Here is a 24,852-nt window from a genome sequence, read left to right on the forward strand (position 1 = left end):
ACAAATAGCCAATAAACATCATTTTGAATAGAAGTAGAGGATCCGTTGGTCGACCGTTGTCCTCACTATAATATGGGCGAACCTTATCTAAAATGGTTGAAAAATCTATGTACTGATCTATTTTTCGCAGAAGGTGGTCCGAAGGAACAAGTTCATCAATAGACACAAATTCAATTTCATTTTGCGAAGATTCTTTGGGTTTAAACATGTAAATTCACCACAATCTATAGGATTTAATGGGTTAATTATAACATATTAACNCGGTGAATAATTAAAGTTAACTATTAAAATAAAGGCTGTCGATAGTTTCTCGACAGCCTGAAGACGGGTGTCTCCCGTCTTTTTTATGATCCAATCCTTTTTAACTTAAGATGCTTTTTCTTCTGTTTTTTCATATATATCAATCCCGGCTTCATTTAACATCCATTCAATATGGACTCCATAACCGGAAGTCGGATCGTTTACAAAAACATGCGTTACTGCTCCAATAATTTTGCCGTCCTGAATTATAGGGCTCCCGCTCATTCCCTGAACGATTCCGCCTGTTTTATCCAAGAGCTTTTGGTCGGTAACTTTTATGACCATTCCTTTTGTAGCAGGGAATTTTTGCGGAATGGTGCTTACAATCTCGATATCAAATAGCGCTACTTCGTCATTATCCACTACTGTCAATATTTGTGCAGGGCCTTCTTTAACTTGATGCGACAATGCAATAGGCATTGGTTTGTCAAAAATGCCATTTTTCATATCGCGGTTTAATTCGCCAAAAATTCCAAAAGGGCTGTTTCTGACGATATTCCCGATAACTTCTTTATCAGAAGAGAATCTAGCTAATTTTTCCCCCGGATTTCCGTTGCTGCCTTTTTCGATGGAAGTCACAGTAGATCTGACAATTTGACCATCTTCAACCACAATTGGCTTCTTTGTATCCATATCAGAAATTACATGGCCCAAAGCACCGTACTTCTTTGATTCCGGATGATAAAAAGTCATTGTCCCTATCCCAGCTGCAGAATCGCGTATATATAGCCCAAGCTTATAGGTTTCTTCACCTTTTTCTTTCAGCGGTTTAAGCTCGGTTTTAATTTTCCCGCTTTCCCGGCTGACAACAATCTGCAGCGGATTTCCTGATTTTCCTGCTTCCTGAACAAAAGGAGCTACATCTGACATTTTCTCAATTTTTTTACCGTTTATTTCAGTGATAATATCCCCAATTTTTATGCCAGCCGTTTCACCTGGTGAAGCTTTTCCTTCGGCCGTATTTACTTGATGGTGGCCAACTACCAGCACTCCAACAGTATTAAGCTTTACTCCAATGCTCTGGCCGCCGGGGATTACTTTGAAATCCTTTAAAACATTTACATCAACCTTTTTGATCGGAAAACCTGCCAGTTCTAAAAACATTTCATTTTTACCATTTTCTCGAGCATGCAGAGAAAGAGAATGGTTATCTTCTTTAAGTGAAATACTTGAATTATCTATGGACATACCAGCTGAAACTGCTTCCGCTTTCGGAAAGTCAAGCTGCTGTCCTTCAAAAAGAGTGATATTTGCAGGAATTTGCAAATATTCTTGAACAGGCTTCGAAAAACCTAATGCAATTAATGAAACAAGGAGAATTCCACCAATTATTTTCCGTAAAACTTCATATGTCAAATTTTTCACTCTCCTCGCTTCTAGTCCACCCACGTCTAATGGCTACATCTTTAATTTTGCCTGCATCGAAGGCATTTATAACAGCTGCAGACATAAAAAAAGCTATCCTTCTTTGGATAGCTTTTCATGGTATCAGCTTCTCGGCTGACTATACTGGTTTTTACTGAAATGATTTGCGTAAATTGAACTTTTGGCAATTATTTTAACTGACTTGCCAACTGGAGCAGCTCCCTGGCGTGTTCCTTTGTTAAATCAGTGATTTCTACACCCGAAATCATACGCCCGATTTCTTTGATTTTTTCATCTTCTGTAAGCGGTTTGACAGTCGTTTTTGTTCGTCCGTCTTTTGTCTTTTTGGCAATAAATAAATGAGTATCCGCCATAGCAGCAACCTGGGGCAGGTGCGATATGCACAGGACTTGTGAATTTACAGAAACATGGTGAATTTTTTCGGCAATTGCTTGCGCCACTCTGCCGCTGACTCCTGTGTCCACTTCGTCAAAAATGATGCTGGTAACGCCCTGATGCTTTGAGAAAATGCTTTTTAATGCCAGCATAATTCTTGAAAGCTCTCCGCCAGATGCTATCTTAGACAGGGGTTTAAGCGGCTCTCCCGGATTGGTTGATATATAAAATTCTGCTCGGTCAATTCCATTCTTTAAAAAGCTTTCAGGTTCGGAATCGAATCTGACTTCGAAAACCGTTTTTTCCATATATAATTCCTTTAGCTCTTTGTGAATTAACTTTGTAAGCTTGAGGGCAGCCTTTCTTCGAAGCTGGCTAAGCTCTTCTGCTTCAACCAAAAGATCTTTCTTTAGTGCAGCCACTTCTTTCTGGAGTTTATCAATATGCGTCTCTTTATTTTGCAGAGTTTCAATTTCCTCTTCAATTTTCGCAGCATATTCCATTACTTCTTCAACAGTCTTGCCATACTTTCGTTTTAAGCCGTTAATTTCGGTAAGCCTGTCCTCTATTTCAATAAGCCTTTGCGGGTCATATTCCATAAAATCCATTTCGTTTCGGAGTGATCTGGCAGCGTCCTCCAGCAAGTAAAAACTATTTGAAACATTCTCAGCTAGTTCTTTATATGCTGGATCAATTTCAGCCGCATCCTGCAAATGCCCCATTACCATTCCAATCCAGTCCAAGCCCTTTTGTTCCCCTTGAAGTCCATTATAGCCTGATTGCAGAGATTCAAATATACGCTCGAAATTGGAAAGCTTCCTTCTTTCTTCATGCAGCTCTTCATCTTCATTTGCCTTTAGCTGTGCAGATTGAATTTCATCGAGCTGAAATTGAATTAAATCCAGCCGATGGGCCATTTGCTGTTCATTTTCACTTAAATTCTTGAGCTTTTTTAATGTACTTTCATATGATCGGTAGATATCCTGGTATTCCGCTAAAGCACCAGCTATTTTATTTCCGCCGAATTGGTCCAAAAGTGATAGATGCTGTGTTTCATCCATAAGCTCCTGATGCTCATGCTGCCCATGGATATCAACTAGCGTACTTCCAATTTCCCTTAATGTCGAAATAGTAACAAGCTTGCCATTAACCCTGCAGACACTTTTGCCTGATTTGGATATATCCCTGCGCAGGACAATCATGCCATCTTCAATATCTATGCCAAATTCAGCAGTCTTTTTATAACAGGGATGCTTTGGATCATCAAGTTGAAATAGGCCTTCAATCTCAGCCTTATCCTCACCGTGGCGTACAAACTCAGCAGATCCCCTTCCGCCTACAAGCAAATGGATGGCATCAATAATAATGGACTTCCCCGCTCCCGTTTCGCCAGTTAAAACAGTTAAGCCCTTTTCAAATGAAACAGAAAGGGCTTCTATAATAGCAAAATTTCTTATTGATATTTCATTTAACAAAATCAATCACCTCAATTTAAAAAACGGAAGCCCCCTTTTGCAGTAACAAAGACTAACGCCTTCGCGTCCTCTCAAGCTGCAGAAGCCTTCCTTATGAAGCCAGACAGAAATTGAAGTCTCAAAGTACCAGCAATTATTAAATTAAAGCATCTCCAGAAAACGATTTGAAATCGCCTCTGTATCTTCAGGTGTTTTGCATATAATTAGGCATGTATCGTCTCCGCAAATGGTCCCCAAAATCTCTTCCCAATCCAAGTTATCTATAAGAGCGCCAATTGCCATTGCATTGCCGGGAAGCGTCTTCATAACGAGCAAGTGCCCTGCGGTGTCTACACGTACAAAAGCATCCATCAAGTTCCTTTTCAGCTTTTGCAAAGGATTAAAGCGCTGGTCAGCAGGAAGACTGTATTTATATCTCCCATCCATCAAAGGTACTTTAACAAGATGAAGCTCTTTGATATCTCTTGAAACAGTTGCCTGTGTAACATTAAACCCGGCATTTTTTAATTCATCCACTAGGTCATCCTGTGTTTCAATATCGTTATTCGTAATAATCTCGCGTATTTTAATATGTCTTTGGCCTTTATTCACTTTTATCACCTCTAAAATTAACCAGCTTCTCGGCTTTCATTTAACAAAATATCATTAATAAATGCAAAGAATAATCTACTCTTATGTTAGCCGATATTCCCTATAAAGTACAACTTTTCCCCGTAATAATATATAACAATTCGGTAAAGCTCGACAAATTCCTTTCTTGCCTGAGAAATAAAAGAGGAACAGGCTGACTGCCTATTCCTCTCCGCTTCCTTGCTTTGATTTTAGCTCGGCATGTGCTTCTTTTACAACGGCATCGGTCTGGACCTTTGAAAGATTCTCTCCTGCTTCTTTGTTCCCTGACCAATGCAAATGCAATAAAAACTCGATATTGCCATCCCCGCCTGTTATTGGCGAGTAAGATACGTCCTTAACATCAAAGCCCAGGCCCAGTGAAAATTCAATAATTTTATCAAGGACTGTTTCATGGACTTTAGGATCCCTGACGACCCCTTTTTTCCCTACCTGCTCACGGCCTGCTTCAAACTGGGGTTTAACGAGGGCCACTGTATCGCTTCCGGGCACCAAAAGTGTTTTTAACACAGGTAAAATTAATTTTAAAGATATAAAGGAAACATCGATGGATGCAAAATCCGGCATTCCCGCATGGAGGTCTGCTGGCGTTACATAGCGGAAGTTTGTCCTTTCCATAACCACTACCCGTTCATCCTGCCTTAGCTTCCAGGCTAGCTGATTATAACCTACATCCAGCGCATATGACATTTTTGCCCCATTTTGAAGAGCACAATCTGTAAAGCCGCCTGTTGAAGCACCAATATCAAGCAGAATTTTGCCTTCCACATCTAAATCAAAATCCCTTAGAGCCTTTTCCAGCTTTAATCCCCCGCGGCTGACATAAGGCATTACTTTCCCCTTTACTTTTAAGGGAATATCAACGCTTACCTTCTCCCCCGGTTTATCAAGCCGGCTTTCATTGCTGTATACAAGACCGGCCATTACAGCCCTTTTGGCTTTTTCCCTTGTCTCGGCAAGGCCTCTTTCGACTAATAAAACATCCAATCGTTCTTTCTTTGTTTTCATTCTCTAAGCCCTTTTTTGTTTTTTTCTTGCTAATTTTCCCATTCTTTCCACAACATCCTCTACTGTCATACCGATTTCCTCTAAGAGTTCTTTTACGCTTCCGTGCTCGATAAATTTATCAGGGATGCCCATTCTGTCAATATCGGCATGGTGAAAGCCTTGTTCATGGGCGAATTCCAAAATAGCACTCCCAAAACCGCCTTGAAGTACAGCTTCCTCTATAGTTAAGATTGGCATGTTTTCTGCAAACAAGTCATGCAGCATAGACTCATCAAGAGGCTTAATAAAGCGGGCATTAACCACTTTGATGGAATACCCCTGCTTCTCCAATTTTGCAGCAGCTTCCATTGCCATTGGAATCGTGGTTCCAAAGGTTAGAATGGCTGCGTCACTGCCTTCCCGAAGAACTTCCCAGGTGCCAATTGGAATCGTTTTTAATTCCTCATCCATCGGCACTCCTATTCCATTGCCGCGGGGAAAGCGCATAGCAATAGGGCCATCATTATATTCGATCGCTGTTTTAACCATATGCTGTCCTTCATTTTCATCCTTCGGCATCATTAAAACGAAGTTCGGCAAATGCCTTAAGAAGGCTATGTCAAAAACGCCCTGATGTGTTTCACCGTCTGCCCCGACTAGCCCTGCACGGTCAATCCCAATAAAAACATTTAAATTTTGGCGGGCAATGTCATGCACGACCTGATCATATGCACGCTGCAGAAAGGTAGAGTAAATAGCAAGGAACGGCTTCATATTTTGTGTTGCCAAACCGGCAGCAACAGTAGCTGCATGCTGTTCGGCAATGCCTACATCAAACATCCGATCGGGAAACTCGCTTGCAAAACCTTCCAGTTTTGACCCGACAGGCATCGCAGGAGTAATCGCCACTATCCTTTCATCTTCCCTGGCAAGCCTTCTAACTGTCTCGCTGACAAGCTTGCTCCAGGCCGGAGGTGCACTGGCAGGTTTGACAAAATCGCCTGTTTCCATTTTGTAAGGGCCAGTACCGTGCCACGTGCCAACCTTATCGCTTTCGGCAGGATGGTAACCCTTTCCTTTTTTCGTTATAACATGGAGAAGGACAGGACCCTCTGTCTTTTTTGCATAAGCCAAATTCTCAAACAGGTCTTCATAGCTATGTCCATCTACCGGACCTAAATAAGTAAAGCCCATTTCTTCAAAAAACATGCCTGACACAAACAAATATTTCAGGCTATCCTTCAGCCTCTCGGCAGTGGCAGCTAGTTTCCCTCCAACTGCAGGAACCTTTTTGAGCAAATATTCAAGTTCATCTTTTACCCAATTATATTTGCCCGCTGTCCTTAATCTTCCAAGGACATTGTGAAGTGCCCCTACATTAGGGGCAATAGACATTTCATTATCATTTAAGATTACGATCATGTTTTTCTTTTCGTGGCCAATATGATTCAATGCTTCTAAAGCCATTCCGCCTGTGAGCGCACCATCCCCGATGACTGGGATGACATAATTATTCTCCTGTTTCAAGTCTCTGGCAATGGCCATTCCCATTGCGGCGGATAATGAAGTTGAGCTATGCCCTGTTTCCCAAACATCGTGCTCGCTTTCAACCATCTTCGGGAACCCGCATAGACCCTTATATTGCCTTAATGTATCGAAATGGCATGCACGGCCCGTCAAAATTTTATGTACATAGGATTGATGTCCGACATCCCAAATGATTTTATCCTTGGGGCTGTCGAAGCATTTATGCAGTGCAATAGTCAATTCCACAACTCCCAGGTTGGGGCCGATATGCCCGCCTGTGCCTGATAGTTTTTCAATCAGGAAATTGCGGATTTCCTGGCTCAGGTTTTCAAGGTCTTTATTAGAGAGCCCCTTTAAAAAGGAAGGGTCTTTAATTGATAACAGATCCATTTTGAGGACCACTCACTTTCGTTTCTTATTCGTCCGTCTTTTTGATTTCGTCTTTTTCTTGTCTCTTATTATAACAATATGGAATTTATCCTCAAGAAAATGCAGAACCTTCCCTACCTGGAAGATAATATCTTTAGAGTACCTTATTGCTAGCGATTTTCCAAATGCTTTTCCTCCAACAGTCATGGCAGCTATAATACTTGTTATAATTACTGAAGAAGCATATTCAAATAAACTGCTCTGATCCATTTGAAACGAGACAGTCAGCTGTACAATAACAATGGCAGCAGCTGCACCGCTTATTATACCTGAAATATCGCCTATTACATCATTGCAAAAGCTGGCAAACCGGTCTGCATTTCTAACAATTCGAATCGAGTGCCTGGCTCCATACACCTTATTGGAAGCCATAGAATGAAACGGCACTTCATCTGCCGCAGTAGCGGCAATTCCTATCATATCAAAAAAAATGCCAATTAAAACTATAATAGCAACAACAATTAGGCCTGTCCCCCATGAAACACCGTTCAGTATGGAGTTAGAAATAATTGAAAAAAGAGCCGCTAGCACAAAAGTGATAACGGCAATACTGAAGCTCCATTTAATCGAATTCCGCAGCAACTCTCTCATTTCTTTTAAACTTCCTTTTGGATTAAGAATGAAAAAGAGGCGGAGCTCGCCGTTTTTGCGCGAAATCAAATCCGCCTGTTAAGCTTCAGCAAGAGCTTCGCCTCTTTCTTTTTTGCTTATTAAGCTTTATCTGAAAAAGCCGCCAATATGGCAATATGTATGAGAGGGGCAAACCCCTCAGAAACTTCGAAAGAAGGATGGCCATATAAAGGGTTAAGATTGCGGCTTAGGTCCAGTAGGTTTTCCCAAGCGAATACCGGATGTCGCCATACCGGCGGTTTCCCTTTAAATCCGCCTTAGCCGTGTCGCCACCAGCTAGACTGGATTGCCACTTAGTCCGCACTATAATCCCCTTTATATGTCACTGGAACAGTCTAGGAGATTTCCTCGGCAGCCTTTAACCATTTCCCTAGCCTCTTTTGCAAAGAAGATTTCATACAGGCGAAAAAGCATATATCAATGGCCAACTGATGTATGCCCTTATAACTGTAATCCCCTCTATCTTCACTCAAGGCAGGCTACGCTGCTAGTGATCTCCCATAGGACCACATTGCAGGTTCATATCCCGGGACCACAGTGCTTTTTGCTTTCGCTCAAAGCCTGGCCTTCGGGGCCTCCGCGGTAAAAGGGTCAACGCCCACATGCCTTTGCAGATCGCCCTTAAACCTTACTCCCTGAATCGACCCAAGGCTGGGCGCCTCAAGCCAAAACAAGGAACTTCATCGATGTGCCCTTTAGTGGATTTTTAGCCCCACCTTCAGGAATGGTAGGCCGACTAGAATACTGCACCATCCATTTGTATCTATTATACCATATTTACTGTTGTACAACAAACGGCCCTTGCCCACGCCTCTTTCGCTAATGATCTCTCTTGGCAATTAAATCTGTAATAGCTTCAAGAAGCTCGGTATTCAAACCTGTTTCCTTAAGCTTTCCCTTAGCAGCTATTATATGGCTTTCCAGTGCATCTTTAGCCCCTCCCATTGTGAGAAGGGAGGGATAAGTGCTTTTGTTTTTAGATTCATCGCTCCCAACAGGCTTCCCAATCACATCTTCTGTTCCTTCAAGATCTAGAATGTCATCCCTAATTTGAAAAGCCAGCCCCAAGTGGTAAGCGAAATCTGACAAAGCCCTGATTGTTTCCTCGCCGGCTCCGGCCAATATAGCGCCAGATATAACGCTGCACTCCAGCAGCTTGCCTGTTTTATGAAGGTGGATATATTCCAGTTCCTCCAAGGATAATTGCTGTCCTTCCCCTTTAATGTCTGCTACCTGTCCGCCAACCATCCCTTCTGCTCCAGAGGCTTTTGATAGTTCTCTGATTAAAGAGAGCTTAACCTCAGCTGATGCATATTCATCTGGTGTTTCAGTGATGGATTGGAAGCTATAGGTAAGCAATGCGTCACCAGCCAAAATAGCAAAGGCTTCTCCAAAGATTTTATGATTTGTAGGCTTTCCCCGCCTTAAATCATCATTATCCATACTTGGAAGATCATCGTGGATTAGTGAGTATGTATGCAGCATCTCAATGGCCGCAGCCGCCCACAGGCCTTTAACAGGATCTTCATCAAAGGCAGCTATTGTAGCAAACAGCAGCAAGGGCCTTATCCGCTTGCCTCCCGCCTCAAGTGAATATAGCATGGAATCCTTTATCTCAGAAGGAGCATTTAATTTGCTGACGCTTTCCTTTAGCTTATTTTCCAGCATTCGCTTGTGATGTTCAGAAAAAGAATCCAAGGATTGTTCCAGCACAATTATTCCTCCTCTGGAATGGCGAAATTTTCTTTGCGGCCATCCTCCGTCAGTATTTCAGTAAGCTGTGACTCAACATTTTTCAGTTTATCATGACATAATTTTGAGAGTTCCATGCCCTTTTTATAAATATCTATTGCCTCTTCAAGTGGGACATCGCCTTCCTCAAGCTTTTCAACAATAACTTCAAGCTCATCCATCGCTTCTTCAAATGAGAGCTTTTTATCTTCCGCCATTCAATTCACTCCTCAATATCCGTTACCCGGCAATTAATTGTACCATCTGAGACCTTCACCTTTATTTGGTCATCTATATTAATATTGGCTACGGTCTTTATCAGTGTTTCTTTCTCGGTATAAGCAAGGCTATAGCCTCTATCCATTATTTTAAGAGGGCTGAGTGCTTCCAAAGTGGAAAGAGCCCTTGCAAAGTCCTTTTCTTTAGCAGTAAAAATATTGGCCATCGCTCTATTAAGAAGCTTATTCAGCCTATCATGCTTTTCCTTGGCCTGCTCCTTCAGCTGTCCAGGATGGCTGCGCATTAACCGCTTGTGCAAGGAATCAAACTGCTCCAGCTTTAAATCATGCAGCCTTGCAGATCCTTTCATAAGCTGTTCGGTCATTCTATCAAGCTGCTCCAATTTTTGTTCATACAATTTTTGAGGGTACCTGAAAGCATAAGACTTTTGTACCCGCAAGAGCCTTTCATTCTGAAGTGCGACCTGTTCTTTCATAGCCCTAATGAGCCTTGATTGCCTATTGAAAAGCCTCTCTTTTAAATCGTCAATATGCGGGACTGCCATTTCAGCTGCACCCGTAGGGGTTGGTGCCCTTAAATCGGCAACAAAATCGGCAATTGTAAAATCCGTTTCATGCCCGACAGCTGAAATGATCGGAATTTCCGAATTAAAGATTGCCCTGGCCACCGGCTCTTCATTAAAAGCCCAAAGCTCTTCAATCGAGCCTCCACCCCGTCCGATAATTAATACATCGGCCTCGTTTGTTCTATTTGCCATTTGGATTGCTCCCACAATAGAAGGTGCAGCCTGTTTTCCCTGGACAAGCGCCGGATAAATAAGGATATTTGCAATTGGATAACGTCTTTTGATCGTTGTCAAAATATCCCTTATTGCCGCTCCTGTTGGGGAAGTAACGACAGCTACTGTTTTAGGATAGCGGGGGATGGGCTTTTTATAGTTTATTGAAAACATGCCTTCACTTTCCAGCTTCTTCTTCAGCTGTTCATACGCCAGGTACAGTTCACCAATTCCATCCGGCTGCATTTCTTTTATATAGATTTGATATTGTCCGCTTGGCTCGTATACAGAAACCTCACCTTTGACCAGGATTTTCATGCCATTTTCAGGCCTGAATTTCATGTTGCGGGCATTTCCTGCAAACATCACAGCAAGAATGCGGGCTTTTTCATCCTTCAATGTAAAATACATATGGCCGCTGGAATGCTGCTTGAAGTTTGATATTTCTCCCTTAACCATAATATTTTGCAAATGAGGATCGGCATCAAATTTTCTTTTTATGTATTTTGTTAACGCGTTGACTGTTAAATACTGCTGTTCCTTCATAACAATCTCCTTTGTAAGAAAAGCGCAAGCGCCTTGCCCACCCCCGACATGCACAAGACAGGCCTCACGGGAAGGCGTTCTTTGCCTTTCTGGGAGGATTGCCCGAAATGCGGAGGCGACTGCCCATTCAAGGAACGCAGACTAAGAACGCCACGTCCTGTGGCAACGTCTGCATGACCCGCATCCTCCCAAAAGCTCCCGCTTTTGGTCGTGCGATGAGTATGCTGACGAAGCTTTCCTTTTCCTGCGGGCCCTCACGCATAAGACGGTTCCTGTAAGAAGGTGTTCTTCCTTCTGAAAGGAAACGGCTTAGACCTGAGAGTCCCTAGGAGCCGCAACAAGACAAGCTTGTGACCTCGAGGGGGTAGGCGCTGGAGCTAGACAGTTATCAAAGTTCAAAGACGCTAGATTAAGCATCCAAAGCGAGAGCAATTAACCGCATACAGCAAAAAACTGCCCTTCCATCGATTATTTAGTCATTTCAGCCTGCATGCATTGGCATACAATTCAAATTCCTAAATATAGCATAATGGATATGGACAGATTTTGCATCTGTATAGATTTTATAATATGGTATTAGCTTTAGCGTTTTTTACTAGCAGACTTTGCCGCTTTTAGCGTGTTTTGCATAAGCATGGTAATGGTCATCGGTCCGACTCCGCCAGGCACTGGTGTTATATATCCTGCTTTTTCTTTAACTGCATCGAAATCTACATCTCCGCAAAGCTTGCCTTCCTGGTTTCGGTTCATGCCGACATCTATTACAATAGCACCTTCTTTTACATGGCCTTCTGTTATTAACCCTGCCTTCCCCACAGCCGCCACAAGAATATCTGCCCTAGTCGTATGTTCTTTTAAGTCAGCTGTTTTGGAATGGCAATAGGTTACAGTTGCATTTTTATTTAGAAAAAGCTGCCCTGAAGGCTTCCCCACTATATTGCTTCTCCCTACAACTACTACATGCTTGCCGGAAATATCAGTTCCAATGTAATCAAGCATCTCCATAATTCCAAAGGGAGTACAAGGAATAAAGGCATCTTGCCCTGTCATCATTCTCCCGATATTTAGCGGATGGAATCCATCTACATCCTTTTCAGGAGAAATCGTTTCAATGATGACCTTTTCATTAATATGGGAAGGCAGCGGCAATTGAACAAGTATTCCGTGTATATCGGGATCCTCATTCAGCTCGCTGATTTTATTAATGAGCTCTTCCTGACTGACCCCGTCCGGAAATTCAATCAGCAGGGAATACATCCCAAGGTTATTGCAGGTTTTCTGTTTATTGGATACATAAGTTTTTGAAGCTGGATTATCTCCTGCTAAAACAACAGCTAATCCCGGTATGATGCCTCCTGCTTTCAGTCTTTGGACTTCTTCTCTGATATGGTCCTGTTTTATTTTTGCTATCTCTTTGCCATCTATGATTTGCGCAGCCATTTTTATCCTCCTATAAGGACTAGGAAGCGCCTTGTGATCAGGAATGCCGTTTCTTTAGATTTGAAGCCGGCCCTCAGCACATCCTGCGCTAGTCCAAACTAGAAATGTTAAAGCTGTTCTTTCACCTTTGAAAGGACACCATTTATAAACTTGCTTGACTGTTCATCACCGTATAATTTTGCTATTTCAATGGCCTCATCCATTACAACATTTGCCGGAACATTCTCACGTTGGTGCATAAGCTCATACACCGACAAACGCAGAAGGTTGCGGTCTACTGTCGCAAGCCTTTCTAAAGTCCATTTTTCTAAATGCTTTTTTATTTCTGCATCAATGGTTTCCTTATTTTGCAAAACGCCTGATACCAGCCCGCTTAAATATTCATCGGCCTTTTCGCCCTCAAGTACATGTTCGATGGCGGACTCAGGCTCGACCTGGCTTACATCGATCTGGAATAAAGCCTGCAATGCTTTCTCTCTGGCTGTTCTTCTCTTCATCTTTTTCTTTAACTCCTTCTAGCTAATGCTATGTGTTTAGTTCAAGGCAAAGCATCTGCCAAAAGGCTGATGCCGATTGGCGGACACTCTGGGCTAATCTGATTTTTGAGCATTTGCACGTCCAAAAATAACATAACAAGATAATAGCACAAGTATGGAATCTTCGCACTAAGCAATAGAAATAACCTTTATTCCGCCGTTTAATGGCTCTGTTAATTTTGCCAGTTGATTTCCGGTGCAGGTACTCATGCTTTCAGGGGGCGGTCCGACGCTCCTCGCCGCTACGCTTCTTACCAGGGGCCACCCATTCACTCGCTTCCCCTGAATGAATATAATTCCTTATATAAACACCCGCGAATAAAACGGAAGCATGATCGGGAATCTCACGCCTTCATCTTTAATTACCAGGAAGGCTTAAAATCAAGCATGCCCATCTATACAGCGTATAAATAAAAAACTCCTTCGTAAATGGCTATTTATAATCTTTAGTTATTTTCCCTTTTTAAAATTTCTTTATAACAGCCAAAAAGAATGTCAGGTGAAGTGAATAAATAAAAGAAAAGCCAAAGACTTAGTCAGATGTCTTTGGCTTGAAGAGATTTATTACATTTCCTGATCGTATTCAACCTCATGTTTCTGGTTTTCAAACATAATTCCTACAACGTGAATATTTACTTCCTGTGCATCTAAAGCTGTCATGTTCAACAGGGCTTGGCGAATATTATCCTGAATTTTCTGCGCAACACTTGGAATGGATATACCAAATTTCATCAGACAGTATACATCCACCTTAATTCCCTCTTCAGTCAGCTCAACCTTGACCCCTTTGCCATGGTTCTTTTTGCCAAGCCTTTCAACTACACCAGTAGCAAAATTGCCCCGCATTTGCGCTACCCCTTCCACTTCAGAAGCAGCAATGCCAGCAATAACTTCAATTACTTCCGGAGCAATTTCTACCTTGCCAAGGCCTGAGTTGTCATGGCTCATTTCAAGAATGTTATTTTCACTCATTATGGCACCTCCATTAGTCTAGGAATTCATCACATCATGCAATTCAAGAAATTTCGTATTAAACTGCCCTTCCACAAATTTTTCATGGCTGAGAAGCTTGAGGTGAAACGGAATTGTCGTATGTACTCCTTCAACAACAAATTCACTTAAAGCCCTCTTCATTCGGGAAATAGCTTCTTCTCTAGTATTGCCATACGTAATTACTTTTGCAATCATGGAATCGTAGTACGGCGGGATCATATAACCCGGATATGCTGCAGAATCAACCCTGACACCAAGTCCTCCAGGAGGCAGGTACATGTTTATTTTCCCTGCAGACGGCATAAAGTTCTTTTCCGGATTTTCCGCATTTATACGGCATTCAATCGACCAGCCATTAAAAGTGACGTCTTCCTGGCTGATATTAAGCTTTTCACCGGAAGCCACTTTAATTTGCTCTTTTATTAAATCGACGCCCGTAACCATTTCGGTAACCGGGTGCTCTACCTGAATGCGCGTATTCATTTCCATGAAGTAGAACTTGCGATTCTGGTAATCGTAGATAAATTCTATCGTGCCAGCACCAGTATATTCAACCGCTGCGGCTGCTTTTACAGCTGCATTTCCCATCTCTTCACGGGTTTCCCCATCAAGGGCTGGTGAAGGTGTTTCCTCCAGCAGCTTTTGCAAACGCCTCTGAATGGAACAATCCCTTTCTCCCAGATGGATGGTATTTCCGTAGTTGTCGGCCAGAACCTGGATCTCAACATGGCGGAAATCTTCAATATATTTTTCAATATATACACCAGGGTTTCCAAAGGCCGTTAATGCCTCCTGCTGGGTGATGGTGATTCCTTTAATCAGCTCCTGCTCAGTGCGTGCGACACGAATCCCCTTGCCGCCTCCCCCTGCAGTTGCTTTTATAATAACCGGATATTCTATCTGCTCAGCAAGCTGTATGGCCTCTTCAACATCCTTAATAATACCATTGGAGCCGGGAACGATCGGTACTCCCGCCTCTTTCATCGTTTCCCTGGCAATATCCTTCGTTCCCATCTTGCTGATGGCTTCAGGAGTAGGGCCCACAAAGATGATATTACATTCCCTGCACAGTTCGGCAAAATCAGCATTTTCCGCAAGAAAACCGTAACCTGGATGAATTGCGTCACAGCCTGTTAGTTTTGCGACGCTAATTATATTAGTAAAATTCAAGTAGCTGTCTTTTGAGGCAGTCGGGCCTATGCAATATGCCTCATCCGCAAGCTGGACATGCAAGGCTTCTCTGTCAGCCTCAGAAAAAACGGCTACAGATTCTATTCCCATTTCGCGGGCTGCGCGGATAATGCGAACAGCAATCTCTCCTCTGTTTGCAATCAAGAGTTTTTTTATCATTCTGTAACCGCTCCTTATTCAGGCTTTACTAAAAATAGTGGCTGGCCATATTCTACCAACTGGCCGTCCTTAACAAGCACTTCTACAATTTCTCCATTAATTTCAGCTTCAATTTCATTAAACAATTTCATGGCTTCAACTATGCAGACAATCGAGTCTTTTGTAACTTTAGAACCTGCTTTTACGTACGGATCTGCGTCTGGAGAAGAAGACTGGTAAAAAGTCCCAACCATTGGAGATACAATTTTATGCAGGTCAGTGTCTGCTGCTTGATCCTGATTCGCAGGCTCTTGAGCTGGCGCTGCAGCTTTAGGCTCTTCCACTTTTACTGCTGCAGGCTGCACCGGCTGCGGAGCAGGCACTGGCGCTGCTGCAGGTAAAGATGGCTGGACTTGCTGCACAACTGCTGCCTCACTGACGTTCTTCTTCATCTTAATTTTTGAACCTTCATGCTCATAAACAAATTCATCAATATTTGACTGATCTACTAGTTTGATCAGTTCGCGTATTTCCTGTACTTTCAACATTTTGGCACCCCTTGTTTTCTCACTGCTTCCCATTCCCTCTTTCACCATTGGAAAACTGTTTTTAGGAGAATAGAGAAAGAAAGGACGGGAATGTTCCGCATGATTAAATTATGACTAGATACTAATATCATACGATAAGACCTTATAAAAGTTCAACATCGTATTACGTACTGCATAACTTTTTCTCCATTCCACCTTTAAATTCATTTTAATATTTTTCGAAATCTTTGTGAAATGTTACGAAGGATTTTCTCGAATTAGCAAAATATTGAAAGGCTCTTTTTTCATAAAAGGCCGTTTTTAACTTACAAATTCTTCCGTATGATTGCAGTACGGGCGACACTAAAGCTTTATCCGCAGGGAGGATTAAGTGCCTCTTCGGCTTCGCCTGGGGGATCTCCCGCTTCCCTCACATACCTCAGGACATTGGAAAAGCATTCTTGAATAAAAACCTCGCAGTAAGAACAGGCGAATGCATTTCGAGGATTCAAGTGCCCTCCGCTACTATCAACTCAGCTGGCTCTACTGGAGTTGCATTTGAAACGCAGCAAACTTTACGAAAATATCCTATTGAAAAAATAAAAAAGCAAAAGGGTACGCCAAGTAGATCTGTGGGCACCCTATCTCTTAAAAATATTTACCTTTTAAATTTTTGGTTTATTTTTCAATTTGGAATTCAACAGCTACTGCTTCAAGCTGCCCAATTTCATTTCTTACTTCCTGAATGATATTGTTTGCAGCTGAAGGGGAATGTTCTTTTGCCTTTACTGTAATCTGAACCTTTTTGCCATCAGCACGAACCAGAACATCCTCATAATCCATTGCTCTGATTAATGTTTCTAGCATGGCCTCTTTTTGGGCAATTTCATTTAATTCATCAATCTGATCCTTTGCTTTCATTCTTTCTTCAGCAGGGAGATCTGTTTGCCCCAGAACTGCTGTAAGGTCTTCCTTCATGCGGCTGCGCTCGTCATCAAGCTGAAGGCGAAGAGTTTCAAACATTTCATCGCTGGCTGTGTTCGTAATAATAGCATTGCCATCTTCGCTCTCAACCGATTTCATTTCTCCATTTGCCTTTTCTTCCATTGCAGCCAGGTCATTCCCTTTTTGTTCCGGCGATGTTACATAATAGACAGATAATACAACCACCAAACTTAGCATTGTTAAAAGCCAAACCGTTTGTTTCTTTAAAAGCATCTATTATTCCCCCTTAGTTTTTTTAGGCATTACGGAAACTCTATGGCTTGGTACATCAAGCGCTCTTGTAACCGCCTCAATAATCCATCTCTTAACTTGTATATTTTCAGCTCCCTTTGCAACAACCAGTACTCCCCTGATTTCAGGTTTCTTGGTTTCTAATACAATCGGAACCTCTTTTTCTCCATTCCGGACTATCACAAGCTGTTCCTCTTGTGACTGATCCTCTACCTTCCTTTTTCCGCCTTCACGATCTGTTTCATCGGTTGTTTGAGTTTGAGTTGTTTTGTTTTTCTCCAGCACTTTCTTTTCTGTTGCATCCACATTGACGACAACCGTGACATCGTCCACCCCTACAATTGAGTCAAGGGCTTCTTTTATTTGCGCTTCATATGCTTTTTCATAATTGGCAATTTCGTCATTTCCCCCGGATTGTTTCTGGCCAAATGCCGGAACCTCTTCCTCCTGCTTCGCCTCCTCCCCGTTCTTGAAAACAGACATTTCTTCTGTGGAGGCATTCTCATTAAAGAGTATATTGCTGACTAGCATGATCGCTGCGCCAAAGAGAAGGACGAGAAGCAAGTATTGGAATTTCCCGTTTTTTTTATCGGGCTGGCCGTCTTTTGAGAGCATTTTCTTTATCCATGTAAAAGGACCTTTTTCATTATCCATCCCTATTCATTTTCCCCCCTTCTACCAGTATTTCGATTGATTTTGCGTCTACATTCCATTTTTGTGCAAGAAGAGAAGCGATTCCTTCTGCGTCTTCATATTCAGCCCTGCTGGATGGAAGAGGTTTCCCGGTATTGATTTCCACTGTTTGAACCACTTCTACAGCTTCAGCTTCTGCATCGTTTGCTTTTAATTGGATCATGACCTTTTTCAGGTTATCCGGGAAGGCTTGATCACTGCTTTCATCTACTAAAATATCAATGTTAGCAATTTCCAGACCGTACTGTTCCATCAACTCCTCTTTTGCGTCCTTTTCCATTTGGACAGCCGTTTGTTCTAAAATATATGCATCACTTGAGGCTTGTATTTCTTTTTTCTTCATTTCTATTAAATTTTCCATATTTTTTTCCCCTGATGCCTCAAAAACCGGCACCGATGCAAAAGCTTCCTCAAAGTCACTTGATAAAATTTTCAAAATTGGAGTTAAAATGACCGCAATCAGCAGAAGCCCTGTCACCATTTTTGTATACTTTTGCAGCTTGGAACTCGGAAGGAGCATGTCGATGACAGTGGCCAGCAGAACAAATAAAATAATATTTGTTATCCATTCTTTTATAAAATCCACTTCATACCCTCCCTATCTGACCATCATGGTTAAATTTCCTGCTGCGATGATAACAGTTATGCTAAGGAAAAACATTAAAGAGACAATAGCCAGAGCAGCAAAAACATAAATGACACTTTTGCTGATAATATCCAGGCAGGATATTATCGGCCCCCCTCCCAGCGGCTGCAAAATCGCTGCCGCGAATTTATATATGAACGCAATCATTAGGATTTTGATTGCAGGAAAAGCAGCAATAATAAGGAGGATGGCAACGCCTGCGATCCCTACTGTATTTTTTAATAGAACAGAAGCGCTTATAACTGTATCTGTAGCATCCGTAAACATCCTGCCGATAACCGGTATAAAGTTTCCTGTAATAAACTTTGCTGTACGGATTGTAATTCCATCTGTAATAGCTGCTGAAGCCCCCTGAACTGAAATGACTCCCAAAAATACTGTAAGGAACAGGCCCATAAGCCCGATGCTCCAATTTCGAAGCAAATTGGCAAGCTGGGTCACTTTATAATGTTCCGAAAGCGTGCTTACAATGCTTAATAATGCTGATAGAAAAAGAAGCGGCAAAATGACATATTGGATAAACAATCCGCTGACATTCATTAAAAATAAAATCACCGGGTGAAAAAAGGCTGCTGATACCACTCCTCCGGTGGATGCAATCAGGGCAAGCAGCAATGGGATTAGAGCCATGATGAAGGATACCATAGTTGAGATCGTTTCCTGGGTATAATCAATCGCTACATGGAAACTATTAAGGGCAATAATGATTAAAACCATAAAAACAATGGCATACGCAGCCTTGCTGACTGTGCTTTTTTCAAATGAGTTCTGCAGAGACTGCAGAAACATGCTGAATACTGTCAGCAAAATTAATGTGCCAAGCAATTTTCCATTTACGATGAATTCATGAAAAACAAACTTCATCGCTCCTATAGCCCATTCCTTAAGGGAAAATTCCTTTTCTCCTTTAATAAATTCATAGAGGCTCCCTTTTTGGCTTTCAGGCAAAAACCCTCCATACTCGGTTGTGATTTCTTCCCAAAAGCTTTTTAATTCATCTAAATCGAGGGATTCCACCTGCGAATCTACTAAATCCTGTGGGGACAGCGTTTCACCTGCTTCGCTGGTCTCGGGTGAGGCTTGTACAATTGGTGCGAGTAAAAAAAATAGGACTAGACTGGATAATAAAATTTTCTGCATCCTTTGCTTCATTATTTCACCTCTTTCATAAGACCCTTTCATGCCAGTCTGCCATCAAAAGGAAGGCTCTTCTTGCTAAACAGCGCTCCTAATGAATGAAAGGCCAGCTCAAGCTAACTTGGAATCATTTGAATGATCGTTTCGATTAATACAGTCAATATCGGTATGGCCATGGCAAGGATCAGAATTTTGCCGCCCATCTCAATTTTTGCAGCGATGGCACCCTGTCCCGCATCTTTCGTAATTTGAGCAGCAAACTCAGCAATATAAGCAATGCCGATTATTTTTAAAATAGTTTCTACATAAACGATGTTAACCTTGGCATTTATAGCGATCTTTTCAATCATGTGGATTATTGCGTATATTTGGTCTACTAAAAACAGGAAAATGGCACATCCGACAAAAACGATCAGCAAAAAGGCAAAATTAGGTTTTTGTTCTTTTACGATCAGAGCCAGGAACGTTGCAACAAGAGAGAAGCCGACTATTTGAAGAATTTCAATGGCTGAGCCCCCCTTTTACCCCTGAAATAAGAACACTGATTTTATTTTTTGGAATAGGTTATCTACTATGGATGCAACCATAAATAAAATATAAATAAAGCCGAAAAGCGTTACCCACTGGGCATACTCCTTTTTGCCTACCTGATCCAGAATAGTATGCAAAAAGGCTACCACAATTCCGACACCCGCAATTTTGAAAATGATATCAACCTCTAAACCCATGTTTTCTCCTCCTAAGCTCTGTCCAGTGTCCGGCAGCCAATCAGTGCTGCCTGCATCATCTATACTTTTGCAATCCAATATCTGAGCAAAAACCTACATTAGTAAAATGATAAGCAGCAACCCCGATAAAAAACCGAGGCTTTTGACCATTCTTTCGTATTTCACTTGCTTGTCGTGTGCATCTGCCTCTTCCCGCTCCAAGTGGGATAGGGTAAGCATTATTTGCTTTTGCTGCGAAATCCGGTCATGACGCCCAAGAGTTTCGCCAAATTGCTTCATAATTTCGAATTCACCCTGTTTAAAGGCGGTCATCTTCCAAATTTCTTTTAAACTTTGTTCCCAGGCATCTTTGACTGTAGTCTCAGAATCTGTCAATCTTTTAGCAAAAGATTCGAAAAACCATGATAATGGTTTTGGAAGCTGTGCGGCAAGCCTTCGTGCTGCTTCGTGAAGAGGTGTATGGCCATACATTATTTCAGCTTCCAGAGACTGAAGGGCAGATTTCAGCTGGCGAAGCTGCCTTGGCCGTTCCGTCAAATGCCTGGATGCTTCAAATCCAGCCCAAGTTGTAGCGATAATTATAAAAAGAGCTCCAATTAGCTTCATCATTTAGGTCACTCTCACTTCATGCAGGAGCCTCTTTCCGGCAGAATCCTTAATGCAAGTAATGCTGCCTGGTCCTTCTCTCCTGCTGAGTTCAATAAACCGCTGGAATATCCCCATCTCTAAAATGCCTTTTAAAGTGGGACGCTTTTTTATCTCTTCAAACGTGTTTCCATGTGTGGTCATAATTAACTTAATTCCAGCATTTACCGCCTCCATTATGGCTTCTGCATCCTCTTGCCTTCCAATTTCATCGACAATTAAAACCTCCGGGCTCATTGAGCGTATCATCATCATCATCCCCTCAGCTTTAGGGCATGCATCCAGTACATCGATTCTATGCCCGAATGTCATTTGCGGAATTCCATTTACACAGCCGGCAATCTCAGATCGCTCATCAATAATCCCGACCTTGCTGGCCTGGAAAGCTCCATTACTATCCCCGGATGATATAATTCTTGCAATATCTCTCAGCAATGTAGTTTTCCCTGTCTGCGGCGGGCCGATGATCATGGTGTGCACCCAGCCCCCCTTATACATGTAGGGAATCAGCTTCTCTGCAATCCCCATTTTTTCTCTGGCAATCCTTATATTAAAAGAAGAAATGTCTCTGATTGCCTTCACTTTTCCTTCCTCCAAAATCACTTTTCCCGCCAGCCCAACACGGTGGCCGCCTTCAATCGTGATATAGCCCCTTTTTAATTCCTCTTCGAGTGTATAAATAGAAAAGTGACTTATTTTATTCAGCAAATGCACCGCATCTTCTGAATCAACTATATAAGGCAGAAAATGAGGCGTTCCTTTCGTAGTCAATTCGAGCGGCCTGTTTATCCGGACCCTTATTTCCTCCAGATCATTCAAAATATGTGGAGGGATTTGCTTCAGCTTTTCAGAAATTTTTTTCGGCAAAAAGGCAGTAATGGTTTCCATATTCGCTCCTCCATATTTATGTTCTTTTCGGACTAGCATCTCATTATTTAAAATGTATGCCTGCATAAATACAATATGACTCTGATTTATGGGCTTGGACATTTTATTTAGGGCACGCTTGCCTAAAGCTGCAGCGTCCTGCCCATGCAGTCCGATGAGGCTTAAAGCAAAAATCAGCATTAAAATAAATATTTATAAAAGGAATACAAACTTGAGTTTAAAAAGAACTCTTTTTCAAAAAATAAGGAAAGAAACTTAAATAAAGGCTGGTGCAATCAATGAAATCTAAATGGATTTACATGATGCTAATTATTCATATCGTGATATTTGCCGTAATCCCTATCAAAGGCCTTGCCCGTCCTCTTAACACGGAAGGCCCCAAAAATGTCATCTTAATGATTGGAGATGGCATGGGGATAGGACAGATTGAAATTGCGAGGAAACTGGAATACGGAAAAAACGGAAGGCTGTTCCTTGAATCCCTTCCTTATACGGCTTTGGTTCATACTGAATCGGCCAATAATCTGGTTACAGATTCAGCTGCAGGGGGAACGGCACTTGCGATTGGCAAAAAGACAAATAATGAAATGATCGGGGTAACTCCAGATGGAAAGGAAGCAGACAGTATCCTTGATTTGTTTAAAAAGAACGGGAAGAAGGCAGGGGTTATCTCTACAAATACGGTTACTGATGCAACTCCGGCAGCATTCACTGCAAGCGTTCCGAACAGATGGTCCGGACAGGAGGAGATCGCACGCCAGCAGCTAAAGAATCAGGTGGATGTCCTGATGGGTGGAGGAAGAGCGTATTATAGTCCGGAAAAGCAGAATGGCAGGGATTTAATTAAGGAAGCAACTGAGAGAGGGTATGCTTATGCTAGCAATCGCGAAGAACTATTGCAGGCAAAAGGCAATAAACTCCTGGGTTTATTTAATAACGGCTATATGAACTTTAAGCTGGACCGGCCACTGACAGGCAGTAAGGAACCAAGCTTGAAAGAGATGACTGAAAAAGCAATCAGTGTTCTGTCAAAACAGGATAATGGCTTCTTTCTGATGGCCGAAGGAGCAAGGATAGATCACGCTTCTCACGCTGGCGATATTACAAGCATATGGAAAGAAACAATTGAATTTGATGAAGCTGTAAAGTATGCAGTTGAATGGGCAAAAAAAAACGGTGAAACACTTGTGATTGTCGCTGCAGATCATGAGACTATGGGGATATCGGCCTCAGAACCGCTGGATATCCAGCATTTAAAGGAAATTAAGGCTACCCCCCAGTATATGGTCAGCCAATTTGTGAGAAGCCAAAATAAGAGATCCTACAGGACAGACAGCATTAAAGATGTTTTAAAGAAATACGCCGATATTGATCTGACTGATAAGGAGGCCGAAGATTTCAATAGCCATTTGCTAAACTCTGACAGCAAAGTGTATCCCCAGCACTTGGCCGCTTGGGAAATAGGAAGCATTATGGCAGAAAGGCACCATGGGGGAATCCTAACAAACAAAGTAAGATCTCTAAGCTCTACCGGAGGGCACACAGGAAATATGATTCCTTTATTTGCAATTGGCAAAGGAAGCGAGGTTTTTTCTGGAGTACTTGATAACACCGATATACCTAAAAAAATTGCTTTATTGATGAACTATGAGTGGAAATAAATTTTCCATGGTATTTCATGTGCATTTTCTGCCACACCCTACAGTACACTCTATAGAGACCATTTTATGAAAGCGGGTGTGTGCATAACATGTATTACCAGCAGCCTTTCGGTCGCCTTCCAGCCCAAAATAGAGACTATACAAGGTCTAAACCAAATATCATGAGAGTATCGGGAGAAGGAAAGATAGCTGGGCAGCCCAATCGGGCAATTGTCACGCTTGGTGTTTCAACAGAGGATCAAGTGCTGCAGAAGGCACAGGAAAATAATGCAAAAACAATTGCCAGTATAAAAAATGCTCTAAACGGTATTGGAATATTAGACAAACAAATTCAAACAGCAGATTTTTCGATTTTTCCGCAATATGATTTTGTGGATGGAAAACAGATTTTTCGCGGGTACAAAGTCGAGCATTTACTAAACATTACGGTAGATCAAATTGAAAATACAGGCCTTGCTGTAGATACAGCTGTTGATAGCGGAGCCAATATCGTGAGAGGAATAAATTTTGAAGTTAATAACGCAGCTGTAATGTATCAGCAAGCATTAACCTTGGCTGTTGCAGATGCATATAAGAAAGCGGAAACAATCGCCGCTTCTATGAATGTCCAGTTAATTAGGACACCAATTGCTGTCATGGAGGGAGCTCTTGACTTTGAAAGGCCAGTTCCATTTCAGCCTTCTGCCTTAGTAAAAAGTGCAGAGAGCACACCAATCCAGCCGGGGACAGTTGAGGTGGAAAGCCATATCACAGCAGAATTTATGTACTACAGCTAAGGAGATGTCCGACTCATAATTCTTTGTAATACGAGGATAATAACAATGTGGCAGTAACAAATTCGCATTATAATGCGCAGAAAGAAGAGGTGCCCATAATGAATGAAAACTTAGGGGAATTTCTTAAAAACCAGAAAAAAGGAGACAGGGCCTATCTGGGAGGAACACGTGATAACAACACCGCTCCGACTTCAGACCCTGATTATAATAACCGAAATGACACTGACATTTCACCTGGGGCAGAAGGCAGAAAATATAAAGGATAAAAAAAATCCCGAGAAAACTCGGGATTTCAGACTGTCGACAAACTTGATGAAAATCGTGCTTGTCTGCAGTCTTTTTTATTTTAAAATAGAAGTAATACAATGCTTGAGGTGATTTAAATGCTTTCAAAACATAATCCAATTCAACGGGATCAAATTGAAATGGTTGCTTTAGACGAACTTGTACCGGCGGACCATTTGGTCCGCAAAATTGAAGCGGCGATTAATTTCTCATTCATCTATGACTTGGTAAAAGATAAGTATTCAGAAAAAGGCCGCCCAAGTATTGACCCTGTAATATTAATTAAACTCACATTTAT

Annotated in this window: 25 protein-coding genes and 2 pseudogenes; 4 read left to right on the forward strand and 23 right to left on the reverse strand. The window is 42.0% G+C overall.

From position 1 onward, the window contains the following. The 23 genes and pseudogenes from L634_RS0121840 to spoIIIAA form a co-directional block, all read right to left on the reverse strand. Nucleotides 1-208: pseudogene (locus L634_RS0121840) on the reverse strand (IS5/IS1182 family transposase); the annotation flags it as partial. Between the two features lie 158 nt (nucleotides 209-366). After that, entirely contained in the window at nucleotides 367-1,656 is a 1,290-nt protein-coding gene (spoIVB, locus tag L634_RS0121845) for a SpoIVB peptidase (protein ID WP_034263047.1), read from the reverse strand. Nucleotides 1,657-1,853: 197 nt separating this feature from the next. Further along, the gene (gene recN, locus L634_RS0121855) at nucleotides 1,854-3,536 is read right to left on the reverse strand and encodes a DNA repair protein RecN (protein ID WP_026584283.1); all 1,683 of its coding nucleotides are present in this window, start codon (nucleotides 3,534-3,536) and stop codon (nucleotides 1,854-1,856) included. A 141-nt stretch (nucleotides 3,537-3,677) separates the two neighbouring features. Beyond that, a complete protein-coding gene (ahrC, locus tag L634_RS0121860; protein ID WP_009332889.1) occupies nucleotides 3,678-4,127 on the reverse strand; it encodes a transcriptional regulator AhrC/ArgR in 450 nt (149 codons plus the stop codon). 201 nt (nucleotides 4,128-4,328) lie between these two features. Then, a complete protein-coding gene (locus L634_RS0121865) occupies nucleotides 4,329-5,174 on the reverse strand; it encodes a TlyA family RNA methyltransferase (protein ID WP_026584284.1) in 846 nt (281 codons plus the stop codon). Nucleotides 5,175-5,177: 3 nt separating this feature from the next. Continuing rightward, on the reverse strand, nucleotides 5,178-7,070 hold the full coding sequence (gene dxs, locus L634_RS0121870) for a 1-deoxy-D-xylulose-5-phosphate synthase (protein ID WP_026584285.1): 1,893 nt from the start codon (nucleotides 7,068-7,070) through the stop codon (nucleotides 5,178-5,180). Nucleotides 7,071-7,082: 12 nt separating this feature from the next. Next, nucleotides 7,083-7,700 (reverse strand): hypothetical protein, encoded by a 618-nt coding sequence (locus tag L634_RS0121875; RefSeq protein ID WP_026584286.1) that lies wholly within the window; start codon nucleotides 7,698-7,700, stop codon nucleotides 7,083-7,085. A gap of 858 nt (nucleotides 7,701-8,558) precedes the next feature. Beyond that, a complete protein-coding gene (locus tag L634_RS0121880) occupies nucleotides 8,559-9,449 on the reverse strand; it encodes a polyprenyl synthetase family protein (protein ID WP_026584287.1) in 891 nt (296 codons plus the stop codon). Between the two features lie 5 nt (nucleotides 9,450-9,454). After that, a complete protein-coding gene (gene xseB, locus L634_RS0121885; RefSeq protein WP_026584288.1) occupies nucleotides 9,455-9,688 on the reverse strand; it encodes an exodeoxyribonuclease VII small subunit in 234 nt (77 codons plus the stop codon). 5 nt (nucleotides 9,689-9,693) lie between these two features. Then, entirely contained in the window at nucleotides 9,694-11,034 is a 1,341-nt protein-coding gene (xseA, locus tag L634_RS0121890) for an exodeoxyribonuclease VII large subunit (RefSeq protein WP_026584289.1), read from the reverse strand. A gap of 582 nt (nucleotides 11,035-11,616) precedes the next feature. Continuing rightward, on the reverse strand, nucleotides 11,617-12,474 hold the full coding sequence (gene folD / locus L634_RS0121895; protein WP_026584290.1) for a bifunctional methylenetetrahydrofolate dehydrogenase/methenyltetrahydrofolate cyclohydrolase FolD: 858 nt from the start codon (nucleotides 12,472-12,474) through the stop codon (nucleotides 11,617-11,619). A 107-nt stretch (nucleotides 12,475-12,581) separates the two neighbouring features. Next, on the reverse strand, nucleotides 12,582-12,971 hold the full coding sequence (gene nusB / locus L634_RS0121900; RefSeq protein ID WP_026584291.1) for a transcription antitermination factor NusB: 390 nt from the start codon (nucleotides 12,969-12,971) through the stop codon (nucleotides 12,582-12,584). 603 nt (nucleotides 12,972-13,574) lie between these two features. Next, on the reverse strand, nucleotides 13,575-13,982 hold the full coding sequence (locus L634_RS0121910) for an Asp23/Gls24 family envelope stress response protein (RefSeq protein WP_026584292.1): 408 nt from the start codon (nucleotides 13,980-13,982) through the stop codon (nucleotides 13,575-13,577). Nucleotides 13,983-14,000: 18 nt separating this feature from the next. Continuing rightward, nucleotides 14,001-15,353, reverse strand: a complete 1,353-nt coding sequence (gene accC, locus L634_RS0121915; RefSeq protein ID WP_026584293.1) for an acetyl-CoA carboxylase biotin carboxylase subunit — start codon at nucleotides 15,351-15,353, stop codon at nucleotides 14,001-14,003. A 14-nt stretch (nucleotides 15,354-15,367) separates the two neighbouring features. Beyond that, nucleotides 15,368-15,880 (reverse strand): acetyl-CoA carboxylase biotin carboxyl carrier protein, encoded by a 513-nt coding sequence (gene accB, locus L634_RS0121920; protein WP_026584294.1) that lies wholly within the window; start codon nucleotides 15,878-15,880, stop codon nucleotides 15,368-15,370. Between the two features lie 657 nt (nucleotides 15,881-16,537). Then, complete coding sequence (locus L634_RS0121925) at nucleotides 16,538-17,077, reverse strand: SpoIIIAH-like family protein (protein ID WP_026584295.1); 540 nt, start codon at nucleotides 17,075-17,077, stop codon at nucleotides 16,538-16,540. A gap of 3 nt (nucleotides 17,078-17,080) precedes the next feature. Further along, entirely contained in the window at nucleotides 17,081-17,749 is a 669-nt protein-coding gene (gene spoIIIAG / locus L634_RS0121930; RefSeq protein WP_026584296.1) for a stage III sporulation protein AG, read from the reverse strand. Further along, nucleotides 17,742-18,374 (reverse strand): stage III sporulation protein AF, encoded by a 633-nt coding sequence (spoIIIAF, locus tag L634_RS0121935; protein ID WP_026584297.1) that lies wholly within the window; start codon nucleotides 18,372-18,374, stop codon nucleotides 17,742-17,744. Before spoIIIAF ends, spoIIIAG begins: the two co-directional genes overlap by 8 nt. Before the next feature lie 12 nt (nucleotides 18,375-18,386). Beyond that, nucleotides 18,387-19,586, reverse strand: coding sequence for a stage III sporulation protein AE (gene spoIIIAE / locus L634_RS0121940; protein ID WP_026584298.1), 1,200 nt, complete (start codon nucleotides 19,584-19,586; stop codon nucleotides 18,387-18,389). Between the two features lie 101 nt (nucleotides 19,587-19,687). Beyond that, nucleotides 19,688-20,077, reverse strand: coding sequence for a stage III sporulation protein AD (gene spoIIIAD / locus L634_RS0121945; protein ID WP_198029810.1), 390 nt, complete (start codon nucleotides 20,075-20,077; stop codon nucleotides 19,688-19,690). Nucleotides 20,078-20,092: 15 nt separating this feature from the next. After that, the gene (spoIIIAC, locus tag L634_RS0121950; RefSeq protein WP_009332905.1) at nucleotides 20,093-20,299 is read right to left on the reverse strand and encodes a stage III sporulation protein AC; all 207 of its coding nucleotides are present in this window, start codon (nucleotides 20,297-20,299) and stop codon (nucleotides 20,093-20,095) included. 93 nt (nucleotides 20,300-20,392) lie between these two features. Beyond that, a complete protein-coding gene (gene spoIIIAB / locus L634_RS0121955) occupies nucleotides 20,393-20,908 on the reverse strand; it encodes a stage III sporulation protein SpoIIIAB (RefSeq protein WP_026584300.1) in 516 nt (171 codons plus the stop codon). Then, on the reverse strand, nucleotides 20,909-21,832 hold the full coding sequence (spoIIIAA, locus tag L634_RS0121960) for a stage III sporulation protein AA (RefSeq protein ID WP_026584301.1): 924 nt from the start codon (nucleotides 21,830-21,832) through the stop codon (nucleotides 20,909-20,911). It abuts the gene before it with no gap. Between the two features lie 278 nt (nucleotides 21,833-22,110). Here spoIIIAA and L634_RS0121965 point away from each other — a divergent pair, with 278 nt between their 5' ends. From L634_RS0121965 to L634_RS0121980, 4 genes and pseudogenes are all read left to right on the forward strand, one after another. Next, on the forward strand, nucleotides 22,111-23,493 hold the full coding sequence (locus L634_RS0121965) for an alkaline phosphatase (protein ID WP_026584302.1): 1,383 nt from the start codon (nucleotides 22,111-22,113) through the stop codon (nucleotides 23,491-23,493). Between the two features lie 89 nt (nucleotides 23,494-23,582). Next, the gene (locus L634_RS0121970; RefSeq protein WP_026584303.1) at nucleotides 23,583-24,269 is read left to right on the forward strand and encodes an SIMPL domain-containing protein; all 687 of its coding nucleotides are present in this window, start codon (nucleotides 23,583-23,585) and stop codon (nucleotides 24,267-24,269) included. A 98-nt stretch (nucleotides 24,270-24,367) separates the two neighbouring features. Then, complete coding sequence (locus L634_RS33980) at nucleotides 24,368-24,535, forward strand: hypothetical protein (RefSeq protein WP_026584304.1); 168 nt, start codon at nucleotides 24,368-24,370, stop codon at nucleotides 24,533-24,535. A 117-nt stretch (nucleotides 24,536-24,652) separates the two neighbouring features. Further along, nucleotides 24,653-24,852, forward strand: a pseudogene (locus tag L634_RS0121980) (IS5/IS1182 family transposase); the annotation flags it as partial.

Source organism: Bacillus sp. J33, from assembly GCF_000518885.1.
Classification (GTDB): domain Bacteria; phylum Bacillota; class Bacilli; order Bacillales; family Cytobacillaceae; genus Cytobacillus.